This is a genomic window from Caballeronia sp. INML3B (assembly GCF_023631305.1).
Classification (GTDB): domain Bacteria; phylum Pseudomonadota; class Gammaproteobacteria; order Burkholderiales; family Burkholderiaceae; genus Caballeronia; species Caballeronia turbans.
In genome coordinates this window covers 201,201-215,696 of sequence record NZ_JALQDI010000073.1, presented here as the reverse complement: position 1 = coordinate 215,696, position 14,496 = coordinate 201,201, and the positions used below count along the sequence as shown (strand labels likewise).

17 protein-coding genes and 1 pseudogene are annotated in these 14,496 nt (G+C 62.4%); 7 read left to right on the top strand and 11 right to left on the bottom strand.

The window, feature by feature from the left end:
- The coding region (gene tnpC / locus NCS58_RS30090) for an IS66 family transposase (RefSeq protein WP_250538951.1) at window positions 1-621 on the top strand (621 nt) is incomplete at its 5' end.
- A 195-nt stretch (window positions 622-816) separates the two neighbouring features.
- Here the strand turns inward: tnpC and NCS58_RS30085 are convergent.
- The 5 genes from NCS58_RS30085 to NCS58_RS30065 form a co-directional block, all read right to left on the bottom strand.
- Window positions 817-1,176, bottom strand: coding sequence for a transcriptional regulator (locus tag NCS58_RS30085; RefSeq protein WP_061119019.1), 360 nt, complete (start codon window positions 1,174-1,176; stop codon window positions 817-819).
- A 69-nt stretch (window positions 1,177-1,245) separates the two neighbouring features.
- On the bottom strand, window positions 1,246-1,668 hold the full coding sequence (locus NCS58_RS30080) for a YncE family protein (RefSeq protein ID WP_250477573.1): 423 nt from the start codon (window positions 1,666-1,668) through the stop codon (window positions 1,246-1,248).
- A gap of 48 nt (window positions 1,669-1,716) precedes the next feature.
- The gene (locus NCS58_RS30075) at window positions 1,717-2,448 is read right to left on the bottom strand and encodes a superoxide dismutase (protein ID WP_250477574.1); all 732 of its coding nucleotides are present in this window, start codon (window positions 2,446-2,448) and stop codon (window positions 1,717-1,719) included.
- A gap of 91 nt (window positions 2,449-2,539) precedes the next feature.
- Complete coding sequence (locus NCS58_RS30070; protein WP_061119017.1) at window positions 2,540-3,715, bottom strand: chromate transporter; 1,176 nt, start codon at window positions 3,713-3,715, stop codon at window positions 2,540-2,542.
- Window positions 3,712-4,692: a chromate resistance protein ChrB domain-containing protein gene (locus tag NCS58_RS30065; RefSeq protein WP_061119016.1), complete on the bottom strand. Its 981-nt coding sequence runs from the start codon at window positions 4,690-4,692 to the stop codon at window positions 3,712-3,714. The genes NCS58_RS30070 and NCS58_RS30065 overlap by 4 nt, the downstream gene beginning before the upstream one ends.
- A 103-nt stretch (window positions 4,693-4,795) precedes the next feature.
- Between NCS58_RS30065 and NCS58_RS30060 the strand changes: the two genes are divergently transcribed.
- From NCS58_RS30060 to NCS58_RS30055, 3 genes and pseudogenes are all read left to right on the top strand, one after another.
- On the top strand, window positions 4,796-5,410 hold the full coding sequence (locus NCS58_RS30060; protein WP_409219316.1) for an LLM class flavin-dependent oxidoreductase: 615 nt from the start codon (window positions 4,796-4,798) through the stop codon (window positions 5,408-5,410).
- Window positions 5,373-5,639 carry a hypothetical protein gene (locus NCS58_RS34545; protein ID WP_086961198.1) on the top strand — a complete coding sequence of 89 codons (267 nt, stop codon included), beginning with the start codon at window positions 5,373-5,375 and terminating at the stop codon, window positions 5,637-5,639. Before NCS58_RS30060 ends, NCS58_RS34545 begins: the two co-directional genes overlap by 38 nt.
- A pseudogene (locus tag NCS58_RS30055) lies at window positions 5,636-6,277 on the top strand (ATP-binding cassette domain-containing protein); the annotation flags it as partial. The gene NCS58_RS34545 and the pseudogene NCS58_RS30055, both read left to right, overlap by 4 nt.
- Before the next feature lie 218 nt (window positions 6,278-6,495).
- Here the strand turns inward: NCS58_RS30055 and NCS58_RS30050 are convergent.
- The 4 genes from NCS58_RS30050 to NCS58_RS30035 all read right to left on the bottom strand — a co-directional run bounded on the left by NCS58_RS30050 (window position 6,496) and on the right by NCS58_RS30035 (window position 9,181).
- Window positions 6,496-6,747, bottom strand: coding sequence for a hypothetical protein (locus tag NCS58_RS30050; RefSeq protein ID WP_061119015.1), 252 nt, complete (start codon window positions 6,745-6,747; stop codon window positions 6,496-6,498).
- A 114-nt stretch (window positions 6,748-6,861) separates the two neighbouring features.
- Window positions 6,862-7,548, bottom strand: a complete 687-nt coding sequence (locus NCS58_RS30045; RefSeq protein WP_061119014.1) for an amino acid ABC transporter permease — start codon at window positions 7,546-7,548, stop codon at window positions 6,862-6,864.
- Window positions 7,545-8,276, bottom strand: coding sequence for an amino acid ABC transporter permease (locus NCS58_RS30040; protein ID WP_061119013.1), 732 nt, complete (start codon window positions 8,274-8,276; stop codon window positions 7,545-7,547). Before NCS58_RS30040 ends, NCS58_RS30045 begins: the two co-directional genes overlap by 4 nt.
- Window positions 8,277-8,359: 83 nt before the next feature.
- A complete protein-coding gene (locus NCS58_RS30035) occupies window positions 8,360-9,181 on the bottom strand; it encodes an ABC transporter substrate-binding protein (RefSeq protein WP_061119012.1) in 822 nt (273 codons plus the stop codon).
- A 351-nt stretch (window positions 9,182-9,532) separates the two neighbouring features.
- On the opposite strand from NCS58_RS30035, the gene NCS58_RS30030 reads away from it, so the two are divergent.
- Together NCS58_RS30030 and groL are read left to right on the top strand one after the other, a co-directional pair.
- A complete protein-coding gene (locus NCS58_RS30030) occupies window positions 9,533-9,823 on the top strand; it encodes a co-chaperone GroES (RefSeq protein WP_061119011.1) in 291 nt (96 codons plus the stop codon).
- A 32-nt stretch (window positions 9,824-9,855) separates the two neighbouring features.
- Window positions 9,856-11,496, top strand: a complete 1,641-nt coding sequence (gene groL, locus NCS58_RS30025; RefSeq protein WP_250477575.1) for a chaperonin GroEL — start codon at window positions 9,856-9,858, stop codon at window positions 11,494-11,496.
- Between the two features lie 294 nt (window positions 11,497-11,790).
- On the opposite strand, the gene NCS58_RS30020 is transcribed toward groL, so the two are convergent.
- Window positions 11,791-12,936: a glutathione-independent formaldehyde dehydrogenase gene (locus NCS58_RS30020; protein ID WP_061119088.1), complete on the bottom strand. Its 1,146-nt coding sequence runs from the start codon at window positions 12,934-12,936 to the stop codon at window positions 11,791-11,793.
- A 336-nt stretch (window positions 12,937-13,272) separates the two neighbouring features.
- The gene (locus NCS58_RS34260) at window positions 13,273-13,407 is read right to left on the bottom strand and encodes a hypothetical protein (protein WP_284502459.1); all 135 of its coding nucleotides are present in this window, start codon (window positions 13,405-13,407) and stop codon (window positions 13,273-13,275) included.
- Window positions 13,408-13,656: 249 nt separating this feature from the next.
- On the opposite strand from NCS58_RS34260, the gene NCS58_RS30015 reads away from it, so the two are divergent.
- Complete coding sequence (locus NCS58_RS30015) at window positions 13,657-14,175, top strand: phosphate-starvation-inducible PsiE family protein (RefSeq protein ID WP_061119008.1); 519 nt, start codon at window positions 13,657-13,659, stop codon at window positions 14,173-14,175.
- Window positions 14,176-14,496: the final 321 nt, after the last annotated feature.

The following is a 14,496-nucleotide window of genomic DNA, read 5'->3' as shown; positions in this document are numbered from 1 at the left end:
GATCAACTGTATGCGAGCGGCGAGATCCACGAAGCGGCATGCTGGGATCATGCGAGGAGGTACATTTACGATGTTCACGCGCGCACACCGACTTCAGATACCCAGCAACTGCTCGAGATGATCGGCGAACTCTATAGCATCGAAGCCGACATCCGCGGCAAGGCGCCTGACGAGCGTCTGCGCTTCAGGCAGGAAAAGAGCAAGCCGTTGCTCGCGAAGCTCGAAGCGACGATCAGGGTGAAACTCGCGACGCTATCGACGAAGTCCTCGCTCGCAAAAGCAATCAACTACTCGCTGAACCACTGGGCGGCGCTCGTGTTCTACTGCGAGGACGGTCGAGTCGAGATCAGCAACGTGCTTGCCGAGAACGCGCTGCGCTGTGTCGCCCTCGGACGCAAGAACTATCTGTTCGTCGGCTCGGACAGCGGGGGCGAGCGAGCCGCCGCGATGTATAGCTTGATCGGGTCGGCAAAGCTCAACGGGATCAACCCGCGCGCCTATCTGGAATACGTCCTGACCCATATCGCTGATCACAAGATCTCACGCATCGACGAATTGCTGCCTTGGAACGTGGCCGAGAAACTGAAGCCGGCCACTCCACCTACGCCCCTAACCGGGTAGATCTGGATAGATTTGCGTGAATCGTGTCCACGATCGCCGATCATGGACACGATCCCCTGTGATCTATAAGAATTCCACTGCGACAGCACCATCATGCCCCACGCGCGCGCGAATCAGGAACTGGCCCAGCCGAGTCGCTTACCGCTGTTCGCTTCGTCAAACTTTTCGACGTCAATGTGAATCGTACAAGCCGATTCAGTACGGCTGGACGCTGTGCCATACGGTGTTGAGACCGTCGCCGGCCCGATCACCGGGCTTCTTGTCCATCAGCCCACGATAGAGCGGTTTGCCCTCATACGTCCACTGGCGTTGGCCGTTGGCAGTATCGACAAGCCCGAGTTTGTCCCTTGGAGTGTCGCCAGGGCTTGCCAGGGCGGGCGGGAAGTTTCTTGCGCAGTCGCCTTCGCAAGATCTTGCGTCGGGCGCACCTTGCCCACTAAACGAATACAGCGTCATGCCGTTCTCATCGACGAGTCGGCCGTTGTTCACTCGCGGTGATGCCGCGCTGGCCGATACTGCGGCAAGCAGGGTAACCAATCCGACTAGTGCTTTCATTTCGATTCTCCGGTTGGTCGGATTGAGCCACCGTTAATGCGGCGCCAAGATCCGAAGCAGCGGGCGTCCTTAGACACTCTTCAGCGGGAAGTACAAGTAATGCGTTTTGGCGTCGATGTAGACCACGTGAGCGTTAGGTCCTACGTGCCCGTCAGCCGGATGTCGGACGCCTTTGGCTTCTGCCTCGAACATTGAAGTCACGCCTTGCTCGCCCGCTACGTACACCGTGTGACTCGATGAATCGAATGCGAGAACGTGGGGATCAGCACTGATGTCGAAGGATTGAGAAACGCGCTTCGTCCGCAAATCCAGCACGAGCATGCGGTCATTGCCTTCGATGGGGTCAATCTCAATCAGTTGCTGGCGCGTCCGGACGTTCACGAAGACGTGATGCGAAACGGGATCGTACTGGGTGTTGTCAACCTTGCCACCAAGCGCGATGGTGGCGACGCGTTGTTCGAGTGCGAACCAGTGTGAGAGACGATTCATCATCGGCATCGTTCGGCACGCTTTCCGGTGCGCGTCCGGACGCGCGCTCGGTCATGCGCTCGGAACCCGCATCGCTGCCTGTAGCCGCATGGCTGCGTTATCCCAATTCAGGATGTTGAAGAGCTGATTGACGTACTCCATGCGTCGGTTCTGATATTTCAGGTAGTACGCGTGCTCGAAGACGTCCAGTACCAGTATCGGTTGGATGCCCCATGCCGTGAGCTTTTGGTGGTTCTCGCACTGGAGGATCATCAGCTTTCCGGTGGAAGGCAAATATCCCACCACACCCCAGCCCGATGCTTCCGTGGCGATCGTCGCCGCTACGAGTTGCGCCTTGAACTTGGCGTAGGAGCCGAAGTTCTTGTCGATAATTTGGGCCAGTTCGTTCTTTGGTTCGCCACCCTTGCCCGATAGGCTCGTCCAGTAAACCGTGTGCAGAATATGGCTCGAAAGCTGGAACGCGAGTTCTTTTTCGTGATACTTCACGAGCGCGAAGTCATTCGACTCGCGCGCTTTGCTGAGCGCTTCTTCGGCCTTGTTCGCTGCCGCCACAGCGGGTTTGTGATGGAAGGTGTAGTGCAATTCGACAGTACGCGCGTCGATGACGGGTTCCAGCGCGTCGAACGCGAACGGTAGTGGGCCAGCCGCATATTTGCCGTCGGCGTCAGTAAGGTTGTCGACATAGCCGTATTGGTCTGCAGCGTGCGCAGCATCGGCTTTCGCGATCATCAAGCCTGCCCCCACGGCAGCGGTCTGATGCAGGAATTTACGACGGGTTGCCATGATGTCTCCTCGTAGTGTGCCGAGGTGCTCGTCTTCGCTTCGCTCGTTTTCGCCCAGGAATTTCCCCCGCCGTTTTCCAGCTCGAAGCGGCTTACAGGTGAGTGAGCGGATAGACGACGAGACCAACCAGTGCGGCTGCCGCAACGACCACCGGCTCCTGCAGCTTCTTGAAACGCCAGAGCACAACGACGGTGATCAGTGCGAGCAGCGCCGTTGGCCAGTCGACGATGGAGCGACGTGCGATCACGATCACCGAGCCGGTGATCGCGCCGACCGCTGCCGCCGTGATGCCGTCCACAAACGCTTTGATGGCGGGGAGCCGCCCGTACTTCTTGAAGTACGGTGCAGGCAAGACCGTGAACAGGTAACAAGGCAGAAACGTACCGAGTGCCGCGACGCAGGCGCCGGGCAAACCCGCAACCAGATAACCGATGAATCCCACAGTGATGACGACCGGACCCGGCGTGATCATCGCGACTGCGACCGCGTCGACGAACTGCTTGTCGTTCAGCCAGTGATTTTCCGTGACGACTCCGCCGTATAGGAATGGCACGATCGCGAGCCCCGAACCAAACACGAAGGCGCCCGCCTTCGTAAAGAACAGTCCGATCTGGGTCATCAAAGAAACGTCATGCCCGCTCATGAGTCCACCGAGCGCCGGCCCGTGCACGGCGGCGAGCGCGTTCATGCCACCTTTGCCGAGCCACCGGGGCGGAGCGCGGCGAAACATGTTCACCAAGCCGCCGGCGATGAACAGCCACGCGACTTCCGATTCGGTCACGACCGTCACAGCCGCCACCACGAGGAAGATGGCCCAGAGCAGCTTGTCAGTTTTGAGGGTCTTGTTGACGAGCTTATAGGCGCTCATCGCGATGATGCCGACAACCCCTGCGGCAACGCCATAGAACACCGCCTGCATCCATGGCAATCCACCGAAGTGCACGTACGCCCAACCGAGCGCCACCACCATCAAGAACGAAGGCAGCACGAATGCGATCCCGGCGACCGTCGCACCCAGCACGCGGTAATGAACGTAGCCGAGATAGATCCCAAGCTGTGCGGCCAGCGGCCCTGGCATCATTTGCGCCAGCGCGAGTCCCTCGCGATAGTCGTCGTCCGTGATCCAACCACGCCGTTCAACGAGATCGCGGTGCATGTAGCCGACGAGTGCGACTGGCCCACCAAACCCGAACGTGCCGAGTTTGAGCATGTAGCGCATCAACTCGCCGAGGGAATACGAAGGCGCGACCGTCGCGGTCGTGCTCATGAGCGGCTCCCTGCGTCGGTGCTTTTCGCGCTCGCGGCGAAATGGGCGTACATCGAATCGAGCACGCGCGACATTTCGTCGAGCAGTGCGTCATCATCGGCCGCGCGCTCGCGCGCCCCCGCCATGATGGCTTCGAACCCGATCGCCTCGGGGACGGGCGCGCCACCCACGTCCATAACGTGAATCATCGCGCCAAGCCGCAACAGTGCCGGGTCGCGCTCGAGGTCGAAGCTCGCCATCAGCACCTCGAAGGTCACCCGCTCACCCACATGCGTGAACGCGGCACCGTCGAAATCGAAGCCCAACGCGTTCTTTGGACACGCCTCGGGAGAGCCGAGCCAGAGGAATCGGCCGTCCGGGTCGATGAAGCGGCGAATGAGCCAGGCGCTGGCGACACGATCCACCCAAAGATGCTGGCGCGTCGCCCACGTCCGCCCCTGATAGTCCTTGATCGCCAGTAGCCGAATTGCCCGCTCGGCCGAGTGTGGCTCACCGGGTGAGAGCACCGTATCGACGTGCGCCACGAAGTCCTGCCAGGCCGCCTCGGCGCGTGTCGCGCCGGCGTCCGGGAAGTAGTCGATCGCGACGATCGTCTCATAGTCCCTGCGTAGTCGACGCAGCAAGCGCCTGAGTTCGCTCTCCGACTGGCCTGCAACGGTCTTGCGGGATTCCGAGAGCGACTGGATGAATGTCGCGTAGTCCTCGGAACGATCGAACAACCCACGGAATTCGACGTCCTGTTCGACATCAAGGCTCGGCGCGCGGAGCACATATGCAGTGCCGCCAGCCTCTCCGATCGCAACTGATAAGTCGCGCAGCGTTGCTTCCCGCTCTGCAGAATGCGGCAGCAGGTAGATACCGTCACGCAGCACGCCACAGCCCTTGGCTTTCAGGGCGCGCCAGAAGCGCATGCGCGCGGTCGCGTTTTCGGTCGGCAGCGTGAGGACGAGCAGCAACCAGGTCGAGAGAGTTTCCATGTAGCGAAGTCTACAATCTCGTATTCATCGCTACAAGTTAACTTTAAGGAACACGCTCACAGTTAAACGACTCCGGAGCGAGCGCCCGGTACGCCAGCGCGGCGTGCAGATTCGGCAGCACCAGCGGATACATCACAGCGCGTTCGACGGGCATCGCGGCCGCTATTACGACGTCGAGGGCTATCACCTCTGCGAGCCTTCACCGCAGCGCACGCCGGTGCTGTTCCAGGCGGGATCGTCGGGACGCGGCCAGGCGTTCGCTGTGCGACATGCCGAATGCGTGTTCGTGTCGAGCCAGAGCAAGGAAGGCACGCGCAAGCTGGTCGACGCGCTGCGCGCGCAGGCGGTCGCGGCCGGACGCGCCCCGGGCGATCTGAAGATCATCATGGGCATCACCGTCGTGGTGGGACGCACGCAGCGCGACGCGCAGGAAAAATTCGCCGAGTACGCGCGCCATGCGAGCCCCGAGGCGGGCCTCGCGCACTTCGCGGCGGGCAGCGGCATCGACTATTCCACCTACGCGCCGGATGACGAGCTCGCCCCTTCCGGGCGGTCACAAGGGGCGGGGCATCGAATCGTCGGTGCAGCGCGTGACCGACGGCAAGCGCGGCGTGACCGTGCGGCATCTGCTCGAACAGATGCAACTGGGCGGACGCTATACGACGATCGTCGGCAATCCCATGCAGGTGGCCGACGCGCTACAGTCCTGGGTCGATGAAGCCGACATCGATGGCTTCAATCTCACGCGCACGGTAACACCGGAGAGCTACGAGGATTTCATCGATCTCGTGATTCCGGAACTCCAGTCGCGCGGCATCTACAAGACGGCGTATGCGCAGGGCACCCTGCGCGAGAAGCTGTTCGGCGAAGGCGCGCGACTCGGTCCGCGTCACACGGGCGCGGGCTTTCGCGATCTGGCCGACGCACCGGCCACGCAAGCGCCATGAGTCTTTCGGCGCCCCTGCTCCAGATCGACCAGTTGAGCGTGTCCTTCGGCGGACATGCCGCGGTGCGTCCTCTCGACCTGACGATCGCGCGCGGCGAGATCCTCGCGCTGGTCGGTGAGTCCGGCAGCGGGAAATCCACCGTCGCGCTCGCGACCATGGGCCTGCTTCCCGGCCGGGCGCAGGTGCAAGGCGCGATCCGCTTCGAGGAAAAGCCGCTCTTCACGCAGAGCGAGCGCGAATGGAGCGCGCTGCGCGGCAACCGCATCGGCATGATCTTTCAGGAGCCGATGACCTCGCTGAACCCGCTTCAGCCCATCGGCAGGCAAGTGGCCGAAGCGTTGACGCTGCATCGGCCGATGTCGGCGCAGGCCGCGCACAAGGAAGCGCGCGAACTGCTCGAACTCGTGCGCCTGCCCGAGCCGCAACGCCGCTTCGGGCACTACCCGCATCAGCTCTCGGGCGGCCAGCGGCAACGCGTGATGATCGCGATCGCCGTCGCGTGCCGTCCCGGCCTTCTGATCGCCGACGAGCCGACCACCGCACTCGACGTCACCATCCAGGCGCAGATTCTCGAACTACTCGACCGGCTGCGGCGCGAACTGTCGATGGCCGTGCTGCTCATCACGCACGATCTCGGCCGTCCGCGAGCGTCAGGTTATCGCCGAGTCTGCCCTGCGGCGCCTTGCCGTCGACTGCGCCGTTCGCCGATTTGCCCGATACGAAGACGAGATCGCCCCAGCGCGTGGCGTTCCGGTAATTCGCCTTCGGGTTGCTGGACGTGCGGCCAGGTTCGATCAGACGGTTCAGTCTTGCATCGGCGCTCATGGTGCTCCTCTTCGTTGTGGGTGGTTCAGGCTCAGAAAGGCGGCGGCGGCTGAAACAGATCGACCGCGTTGCCCATGTTGAAGTACCCGGCCTGGGCGAACAGCGCGATGCATTCAAGCCGTTCCGCGCGGCTTGCCTCATCATCGCGGTGCGTGGGCGTCCCGCATGCGCATGCCTGCATCGCGCGTCTTGCCTCACGCAGCATGCGGCGCTCGCGCGATGCGTCGAGTCGGACGGAGAGGATGTGCCAGTAGTGCAGCAGGTAGTGCGACATGAGCGGCATGAGCGGCTTCCTTCGATACACGATGGCTTCAATCTAGCCCGCTGCGAAGCGTTCCACAAACGAGCTTTTCTGCGATGTATTGCACGCGAAGCGCCGTGTCTGTGTCACATGCCGCTACGCCGGCCCCGCCTTGCGACGCCCGAGCAACACACCGGCGAGTCCCTGCAGCGCGCCGCACAGCATCAGATAGACGAAGCCGACGAAGAGGAAGATCTGCGCCGGATAAACCATCAGGCGGTTGTTGAGCTGATTGGCGAGGAACGTGAATTCCGGCACGCCGACGATATACGCGAGCGACGTGTCCTTGACGAGCGATACCCACTGATTGACGAACGAAGGCGTCATCACGCGCACGGCCTGCGGCAGGATCACTTCGCGCAGCGCCTGCCAGCGCGTGAGCCCGAGCGAGAGCGCCGCCTGCCGCTGGCCTTCGCCGATCGAGACGATGCCCGCATGCACCGAGTGCGACAGGTACGCGCCGCCGATCAGCGCCAGCGCGCATATCACCGTCGCGAGACCGGGCAGGTTCACGTGCAGCACCACCGGCATCAGAAAGAAGGTCCAGAAGATCAGCATCAGCACGGGAATGGCGCGGAAGAACGCGACCACCGCCGTGAGCATCAGATGCGCGGCGCCGCGCGTCATGGCGAGCGCGATGCCGCCCGCGAGACCCACCATCGCGGCGAGCAGCGCGGAAGCGACCGAGAGCGCCACGGTCAGCGCAATGCCGCCCAACGGTCCGGCAGGGAATGCGCCCAGCAGCAGATAGCGCAGCGAGGGAAACCACTCGAACCCGCTCATGCATGACCCCGTTGCAGCGCGCGCGCACCCGTGCGCTGCCAGAGAACCAGCGCCACCTCGATGACTGCGATGGTCAGCACGTAGAACACCGTGGCCGTGCCGAACGCCTGGAAGGTCTTGAAGGTCTCCGTATCGACCTGACGCGACATGTACGAGAGTTCGGCGACGCCGATCGCCATGGTGAGCGACGAGTTTTTCACCACGTTCATGTATTGCCCCGCGAGCGGCGGCGTCGCGATGCGCAGCGCCTGCGGCAGGATCACGTAGCGCAGCGCCGTATAGCGGCTCATGCCGAGCGCCGCGGCGGCCTGTTCCTGCGCATGGCCCACCCCGCGCATCCCGGCGCGGAACTCCTCGCCGATGAACGTCGTCGTGTAGCACGTCAGGCCGATCCAGCCGGCGAACAGCTCGAAGCTCGGCCAGCGTAGCGTGAGAATACCGAGCTTCGCCGCATGCGGCGCGTTGAGCCAGGTCATCCAGTCCGACGGCAGCAACGCGGCCGCGCCGAAATACCAGAACAATAGCTGCACGAGCAGCGGCGAATTGCGAAACACGAAGACATAGAGCGCGGCGACCCGCGCGACCGCAGCGCTTCGTGACGTGCGCGCGACCGCCAGCCCGAAGCCGAGCAGTGTCGCGCAAATGCCCGCGCACGCGGAGAGCATCAGCGTGACGGCCGTGCCCTGCTCCAGCCACGCGAGATACTTCGGTTCAAGCCAGCCTTGCATGATCGACCCATAGAACGGAAATCGTGAAGCCCGGGCGGTGCGATGTTGAGACGCGACCCGGGCATCGACCGCGGCAACGGGGATCAGCTGCTCTTCTGCGGATCGCCGATCTTGAACAGGCGGGGCAGCGGCGCGGCGCTCTTCGGTCCGAACCACCTGTCGTAGATGCGCCCCGCCTCGCCGTCCGCCTCGAGTCTGGTGAGCGTGCCGTTCACGGCATCGAGCAGACGCGTTTCGCCCTTCGGCACGCCGACGCCTTCGTAGTCGTTGGAGATCGTGAAGGGGGGAATCTCGTAGCTCGCCTTGTCCGGCACGCGCGCGAGCAGCGCGACGAGCTTGGGTCCGTCCTGCGTGATCGCCTGCACGTTGCCCGTGCGCAGCGCGGCGAAGGCAAAGGGCGTGTCATCGTAGGCGACGATGGTCGCGTTCGGGAACTTCGCACGCACCTGCTGTTCGTTGGTCGTGCCCTTGTCCGCGCCGATGCGCAGGCTGTTGATCTGATCAGGCGACTTGAGCACACCCTTCTTCGCGATGAACTGCGTGCCCGATGCAAAATACGGCGTGCTGAAATCGACTTCCTTCTTGCGCTCGTCGGTGATCGTGAAGTTGGCGAAGACGAGATCGACCTTGCCCGACTTCAGGAACGCAATGCGATTGGCCGGATTGGTCGGCTGCACTTCGAGCTTCACACCCAGGCTCCTCGCCACGGCGCGCGCGTAATCGACATCGAGCCCGACGATCTGATTGTCCTTCGGATCGACGAAGCCGAACGGCGGGTTGCTGTCGAACGCCGCGACGCGCAGCACGCCGGCCTTCCTGATGTCGTCCAGACGATCCGCGTGCGCGGCATTGGATGCGAGCACCAGCAGTGCGGCGAGCACCGCACCCCAGGTCCTGGTTTTCATGGATGAGATTCCTTCGTTCGTTGGGCCGGTGCACCGTTGTCGTGCGTCGGTGCGATGGCGAGGCACGCACTCTATCGGCGCGGAGTGCGCAAGGGAACGAAGTTTTTCTCAGGTCAAAAGCAGGTCGCGAGATTTGGCGGACTGCGTCGCGCGAACGCGGCTGCGTCGGCTCGGCCCCGCGATGATGCCGGACGCGCGCCTCGGCGACCTCGATAGCACATACGCGCCCTCGCGCTATCGATCTGCGAAACGCTTATTTGGGCCGCGCGGAGCCGCTTCTTATACTCGCAACTCCGTCGCACTCCGCTTCGAGGAGTGCCAATTCAGAGACCAGGTTGGAGGAAAGAGCGAATGAGTCTGCGCCCCCTGCACGATCGCGTGATCGTTAAGCGTCTGGATCAGGAAACGCGCACCGCGTCGGGCATCGTGATTCCCGAGAGCGCCGCCGAGAAGCCGGATCAGGGCGAGATCCTCGCCGTCGGTCCTGGCCGGCGCGACGCCGACGGCAAGCGCGTCGAGCCCGACGTCAAGGTCGGCGAGCGCGTGCTGTTCGGCAAATACGCGGGACAAGCCGTCAAGGTGGATGGCGATGAATTGCTCGTCCTGCGTGAAGAAGACATCGTCGCGGTCGTGAATCGCTGAAGGGAAGAATCAGATACAAGGAGTCGAACGACATGGCAGCAAAAGACATCGTTTTCTCGGATAACGCGCGCTCGAAGCTCATCGAGGGCGTCAACATTCTCGCCAATGCAGTGAAGGTCACGCTCGGTCCGAAGGGCCGCAACGTCGTGCTGGAGCGCAGCTTCGGCGCGCCGATCGTCACCAAGGACGGCGTCTCCGTGGCGAAGGAAGTCGAGCTCGCGGACAAGCTGCAAAACATCGGCGCGCAGCTCGTCAAGGAAGTGGCATCCAAGACCAGCGATCTCGCCGGCGACGGCACGACGACCGCGACCGTGCTCGCCCAGGCGATTGTGCGCGAGGGCAACAAGTACGTGGCCGCCGGCCTGAACCCGCTGGATCTGAAGCGCGGCATCGACAAGGCCGTCATCGCCGCCGTCGAGGAGCTGAAGAAGATCAGCAAGCCGACCACGACGAGCAAGGAGATCGCCCAGGTCGCGACCATCTCGGCCAACGGCGAGGAGTCGATCGGGCAGCGCATCGCGGAAGCGATCGATCGCGTGGGCAAGGAAGGCGTCATCACGGTGGAAGACGGCAAGTCGCTCGACGATGAACTCGATGTCGTCGAAGGACTGCAGTTCGATCGCGGTTATCTGTCGCCCTACTTCGTCAACAATCAGGACCGTCAGGTCGCCGCGCTCGACGAGCCGTATATCCTGCTGCACGACAAGAAGGTATCGAACATTCGCGATCTGCTGCCGGTGCTCGAACAGGTCGCGAAGGCCGGCCGTCCGCTGCTGATCATCGCGGAAGACGTCGAAGGCGAAGCGCTCGCGACACTCGTCGTCAACAACATTCGCGGCATTCTCAAGACCGTCGCGGTGAAGGCGCCGGGCTTCGGCGACCGCCGCAAGGCGCTGCTGGAAGACATCGCGATTCTCACCGGCGGTCAGGTCATTTCCGAAGAAACCGGTCTTTCGCTCGAGAAAGCGACACTGCAGGAGCTGGGGCAGGCGAAGCGCATAGAAGTCGGCAAGGAGAACACGACCGTCATCGACGGCGCGGGCGACAGCGCGAACATCGAAGCACGCGTGAAGCAGATCCGCGCGCAGATCGAGGAAGCCACCTCCGACTACGACCGCGAAAAGCTGCAGGAGCGCGTGGCGAAGCTGGCGGGCGGCGTGGCCGTGATCAAGGTCGGCGGCGCGACGGAAATCGAAGTCAAGGAAAAGAAGGACCGCGTCGACGATGCGCTGCATGCGACCCGCGCGGCGGTCGAGGAAGGCATCGTGCCGGGCGGCGGCGTCGCGCTCATCCGCGTGAAGCAGGCGATCTCCGCGCTCAAGGGCGCGACGCCCGATCAGGACGCGGGTGTCAAGATCGTATTGCGTGCGCTCGAAGAGCCGCTGCGTCAGATCGTGTCGAACGCGGGCGAAGAAGCAAGCGTGGTCGTCGCGAAGGTCTCGGGGGGCAGCGGCAACTTCGGCTATAACGCGGCGACGGGTCAATATGGCGATCTGGTCGAATCCGGCGTGCTCGATCCGACCAAGGTCACGCGCACCGCGCTTCAAAACGCGGCATCGGTTGCAGGACTCCTGCTCACGACCGATGCCACCGTGCACGAAGCGCCCAAGGACGCGCCGCTGCCCGCCGCGCCGGGCGGACCGGGCGCGGGCGGCCCGGGCTTCGACTTCTGATCGGCGCGATCAAGGCCTCGCGACGGCCCGGTTCATATCCGGGCCGACAGAGATCATCCCATTCGCTGGATGGCCCGAGCTGCTCGTGATGCCATGGGCAGAACCAGATTGAAGGCTATCGCTGATCGAGGGTATTACAGCGGTCCACAGATTACGGCGTGCCAGGATGCGCGCATTGCCGCCATCCTACTCAGGACCACCGAAAAATGTAACTTGGCAAACCGGGCCGGTTGGACCTTCTTCAAACCCGGCTTGCAGGCGGCCTCCGCCGTAAGGTCACTGATCAGAAACGCCTCATCCGCCTGACTTCAGAACTACTTTCGTCCAGCCGTGGTCGCGCGAGTCGAAGTGCTCGTAAGCCTCCCGCGCCTTGCTCAGTTCGATCTCGTGTGACACGATAAAAGAGGGTTTCGCCCTACCGGCATAAATCAGATCGCGCAGCTGGCGGTTGTAGGCTTTGACATTGCACTGCCCGGTGGCGATATGCTGGCCCTTGAACCAGCACGTTCCCCAGTCGAACGCGATCTCCCCCTTCTTGGCCAGGTCATCGGATGCGCCGGGATCCTGTGGCGTGAATACCCCGACCACACCGATGCCGCCGGTGAACTTCACCGACTGGACGAGATTGTTCATGGTCAGATTGGGTATCTCCTGTCCGGCGGGATCATGGCATTGATAGCCGACGCACTCGCAGCCGACATCGGCACCCCGCCCATGGGTGAGTTCCATGACGCGATCGACCGGATTGCACTTCGAATCGTCGATGGCGACCGCACCTATTGATTCCGCCAGCTGGAGCCGGTCGGGATGGCGATCCACCACCATCACATTGCAGGCGCCCTTGATCATCGCTGCATGCGCGGCCATCAGCCCGACTGGACCCGAGCCGTAGATGACGATTGCATCGCCCGGCCGCATCCCGGCGAGCTCAGTGGCATGCCATCCGGTCGGGAAGATATCGGCCACCATCACATAGTCGTTCTGCTTTTCCTCGGCATCGGGCGGGAGCTTCAGGCAATTGAAATCGGCCCAAGGAACGCGCAGGTATTCCGCCTGTCCGCCCTGATAGGGCCCCATGTCGGCGAAGCCGAAGGCAGCGCCTGCCATGCCCGGCTGAGGATTGGCGGTCAGGCAGAATGCGGTCAATCCCTTTTCGCAATTCCGGCAATGGCCACAACTGATATTGAAGGGCATGCACACCCAGTCCCCGACTTTTAAACGCTCAACTGCCTGCCCCACTTCCGTGACCTGGCCGAGATTTTCATGCCCGAAAACCCTGCCCTTTTCAAAGTCGGTCCTGCCTTCAAACATATGCAGATCCGAACCGCAGATATTAGTGCTTCTAATCTTCACGATCACATCGGTCGGCCGCTCGATTTTGGGATCGGGCACGTTTTCCACGCTGACTTCGCGCGGCCCTCTATAGACAACAGCTTTCATCATGTTTCTCCGGTTGCACGCAAGCCCGCCTCACCCCACCCGCTCGATTGCCGGAAGTCGTGAGTCGGACCGGACAGCGTTACCACATGACCCTCCGCTGATGCCCCAGGCGTCGTACCGGTTCCGAACACCTGTGCGTTACCAGGCGTCCGACCGAGTGCCAGGCCTTCTTTCTCAGCGTCTTCGCCTTCGTCCCAATGCTACCCATCCAGCCGCGGAGGGTTCTCTCCATCGGATCAGCTGGCCGATTCGCACGGACCTCCCTTGTGCAGCAAGGCATATTCCAGATGAAAGCGATGCGAGCGAGACGCGAGGCGCATGTCTGCGCCGATGGAGTTACGAATCGGTCACCGTGGTTCCGCGAAACATGGGCCGCGCCTGAGGCATCAGCGCGACCTTGATGCAGCCATTCTCTTTGTCGAGGAAAGTCTTGTACATCGCGGAGCGTGCGATGCGACCCTTCTCGGCCATTACGGGCTTCCGCTTGCCGAAGGAATTCACGATCCGGCGTTCTCGAGTAGCAATTGCGGGGTCGCCGTGCGAGTAAGGTGCCGCAAGCACAGCAGATAAGGGACAAGGATCAGCGAGAAGGCGAAAGAAATGGCTGCGCGCATGGCTCAACATCACAGGAGCCTGCCAGCGGCGATCGTTTCCGCCGTGACGGTGTGTCCACGCCCATATGGCGTCGCTGCGTGTCCGAGCCTTCCTGCGAACCGCTCCATGAGCAAACCCATCCGACCAATTCGCGCGACTCTCGACGAGTTTCGGCTGCAATGGCGCGTGCTGACCTTCTATGAGCGCTTCGAACAGGTGATCGCCCATATGCTGAGCGTCGTGATCTCGGTGATCATCGTCGTATCGCTGTGGCAGTTGGTTCGGGCGGTCATCGCGCTGTTACTGTCGGGGGCGCTCGATCCTCTGGACCATGCGATCTTCCAGGCGGTCTTCGGGATGATAATGACACTGTTGATCGCGATGGAATTCAAGCACTCGATTACACGCGTCATGTTGAGACGCGATCACATCGTGCAGGTCAAGACTGTGATCCTCGTGGCGATGCTCGCGATAGCACGCAAGTTCATTATTCTCGATCCAGCCTCGGACCCGGCTCGCATCGCCGCCCTCGCGGCCGCGCTGGTTGCACTTGGCAGCGTCTACTGGCTGATGCGGCAGCGCGACGATCCCGTCGATGCCGCGATCGCCGAGCGCGCCGAGCGAGAGCGCGAAGAGCGCACCTGATTCACCTACGTTCCCGCCGAGGTCATCGAAAACTTGCAGGTTTTGCTCGATCTCGCGCAAAGCTGCAGGTCTCGGCGCGCGCCATCCCGCAGCACCGGCGACCAGTGACACATCCGTAAACGGTCCCGTCATGGAACGGTCCGATTTCTCCTGCCCTCCGTCCCCCGCGTGCACCTGACTGCAGCGATCCCTGCCGACCATAATGCCGCGCGTCCCCATGCATATAAAAAAGTAAATTGAGCATCGACGAAAATCGAACACTACAATCTGAGGCACGTGACTCCGATTCCCGCATCCTAGGCGATACGCATCATGGGGCAA

Excerpts from the sequence above, each read along its gene's own strand:
- NCS58_RS30085 (WP_061119019.1), bottom strand. The coding sequence starts at position 1,176 with ATGAAAGCACTAGTCGGATTGGTTACCCTGCTTGCCGCAGTATCGGCC.
- NCS58_RS30080 (WP_250477573.1), bottom strand. The coding sequence starts at position 1,668 with ATGATGAATCGTCTCTCACACTGGTTCGCACTCGAACAACGCGTCGCC.
- NCS58_RS30075 (WP_250477574.1), bottom strand. The coding sequence starts at position 2,448 with ATGGCAACCCGTCGTAAATTCCTGCATCAGACCGCTGCCGTGGGGGCA.
- NCS58_RS30070 (WP_061119017.1), bottom strand. The coding sequence starts at position 3,715 with ATGAGCACGACCGCGACGGTCGCGCCTTCGTATTCCCTCGGCGAGTTG.
- NCS58_RS30065 (WP_061119016.1), bottom strand. The coding sequence starts at position 4,692 with ATGGAAACTCTCTCGACCTGGTTGCTGCTCGTCCTCACGCTGCCGACC.
- NCS58_RS34545 (WP_086961198.1), top strand. The coding sequence starts at position 5,373 with ATGCAGGTGGCCGACGCGCTACAGTCCTGGGTCGATGAAGCCGACATC.
- NCS58_RS30050 (WP_061119015.1), bottom strand. The coding sequence starts at position 6,747 with ATGCCGCTCATGTCGCACTACCTGCTGCACTACTGGCACATCCTCTCC.
- NCS58_RS30045 (WP_061119014.1), bottom strand. The coding sequence starts at position 7,548 with ATGAGCGGGTTCGAGTGGTTTCCCTCGCTGCGCTATCTGCTGCTGGGC.
- NCS58_RS30040 (WP_061119013.1), bottom strand. The coding sequence starts at position 8,276 with ATGCAAGGCTGGCTTGAACCGAAGTATCTCGCGTGGCTGGAGCAGGGC.
- NCS58_RS30035 (WP_061119012.1), bottom strand. The coding sequence starts at position 9,181 with ATGAAAACCAGGACCTGGGGTGCGGTGCTCGCCGCACTGCTGGTGCTC.
- NCS58_RS30030 (WP_061119011.1), top strand. The coding sequence starts at position 9,533 with ATGAGTCTGCGCCCCCTGCACGATCGCGTGATCGTTAAGCGTCTGGAT.
- groL (WP_250477575.1), top strand. The coding sequence starts at position 9,856 with ATGGCAGCAAAAGACATCGTTTTCTCGGATAACGCGCGCTCGAAGCTC.
- NCS58_RS30020 (WP_061119088.1), bottom strand. The coding sequence starts at position 12,936 with ATGAAAGCTGTTGTCTATAGAGGGCCGCGCGAAGTCAGCGTGGAAAAC.
- NCS58_RS34260 (WP_284502459.1), bottom strand. The coding sequence starts at position 13,407 with ATGGCCGAGAAGGGTCGCATCGCACGCTCCGCGATGTACAAGACTTTC.
- NCS58_RS30015 (WP_061119008.1), top strand. The coding sequence starts at position 13,657 with ATGAGCAAACCCATCCGACCAATTCGCGCGACTCTCGACGAGTTTCGG.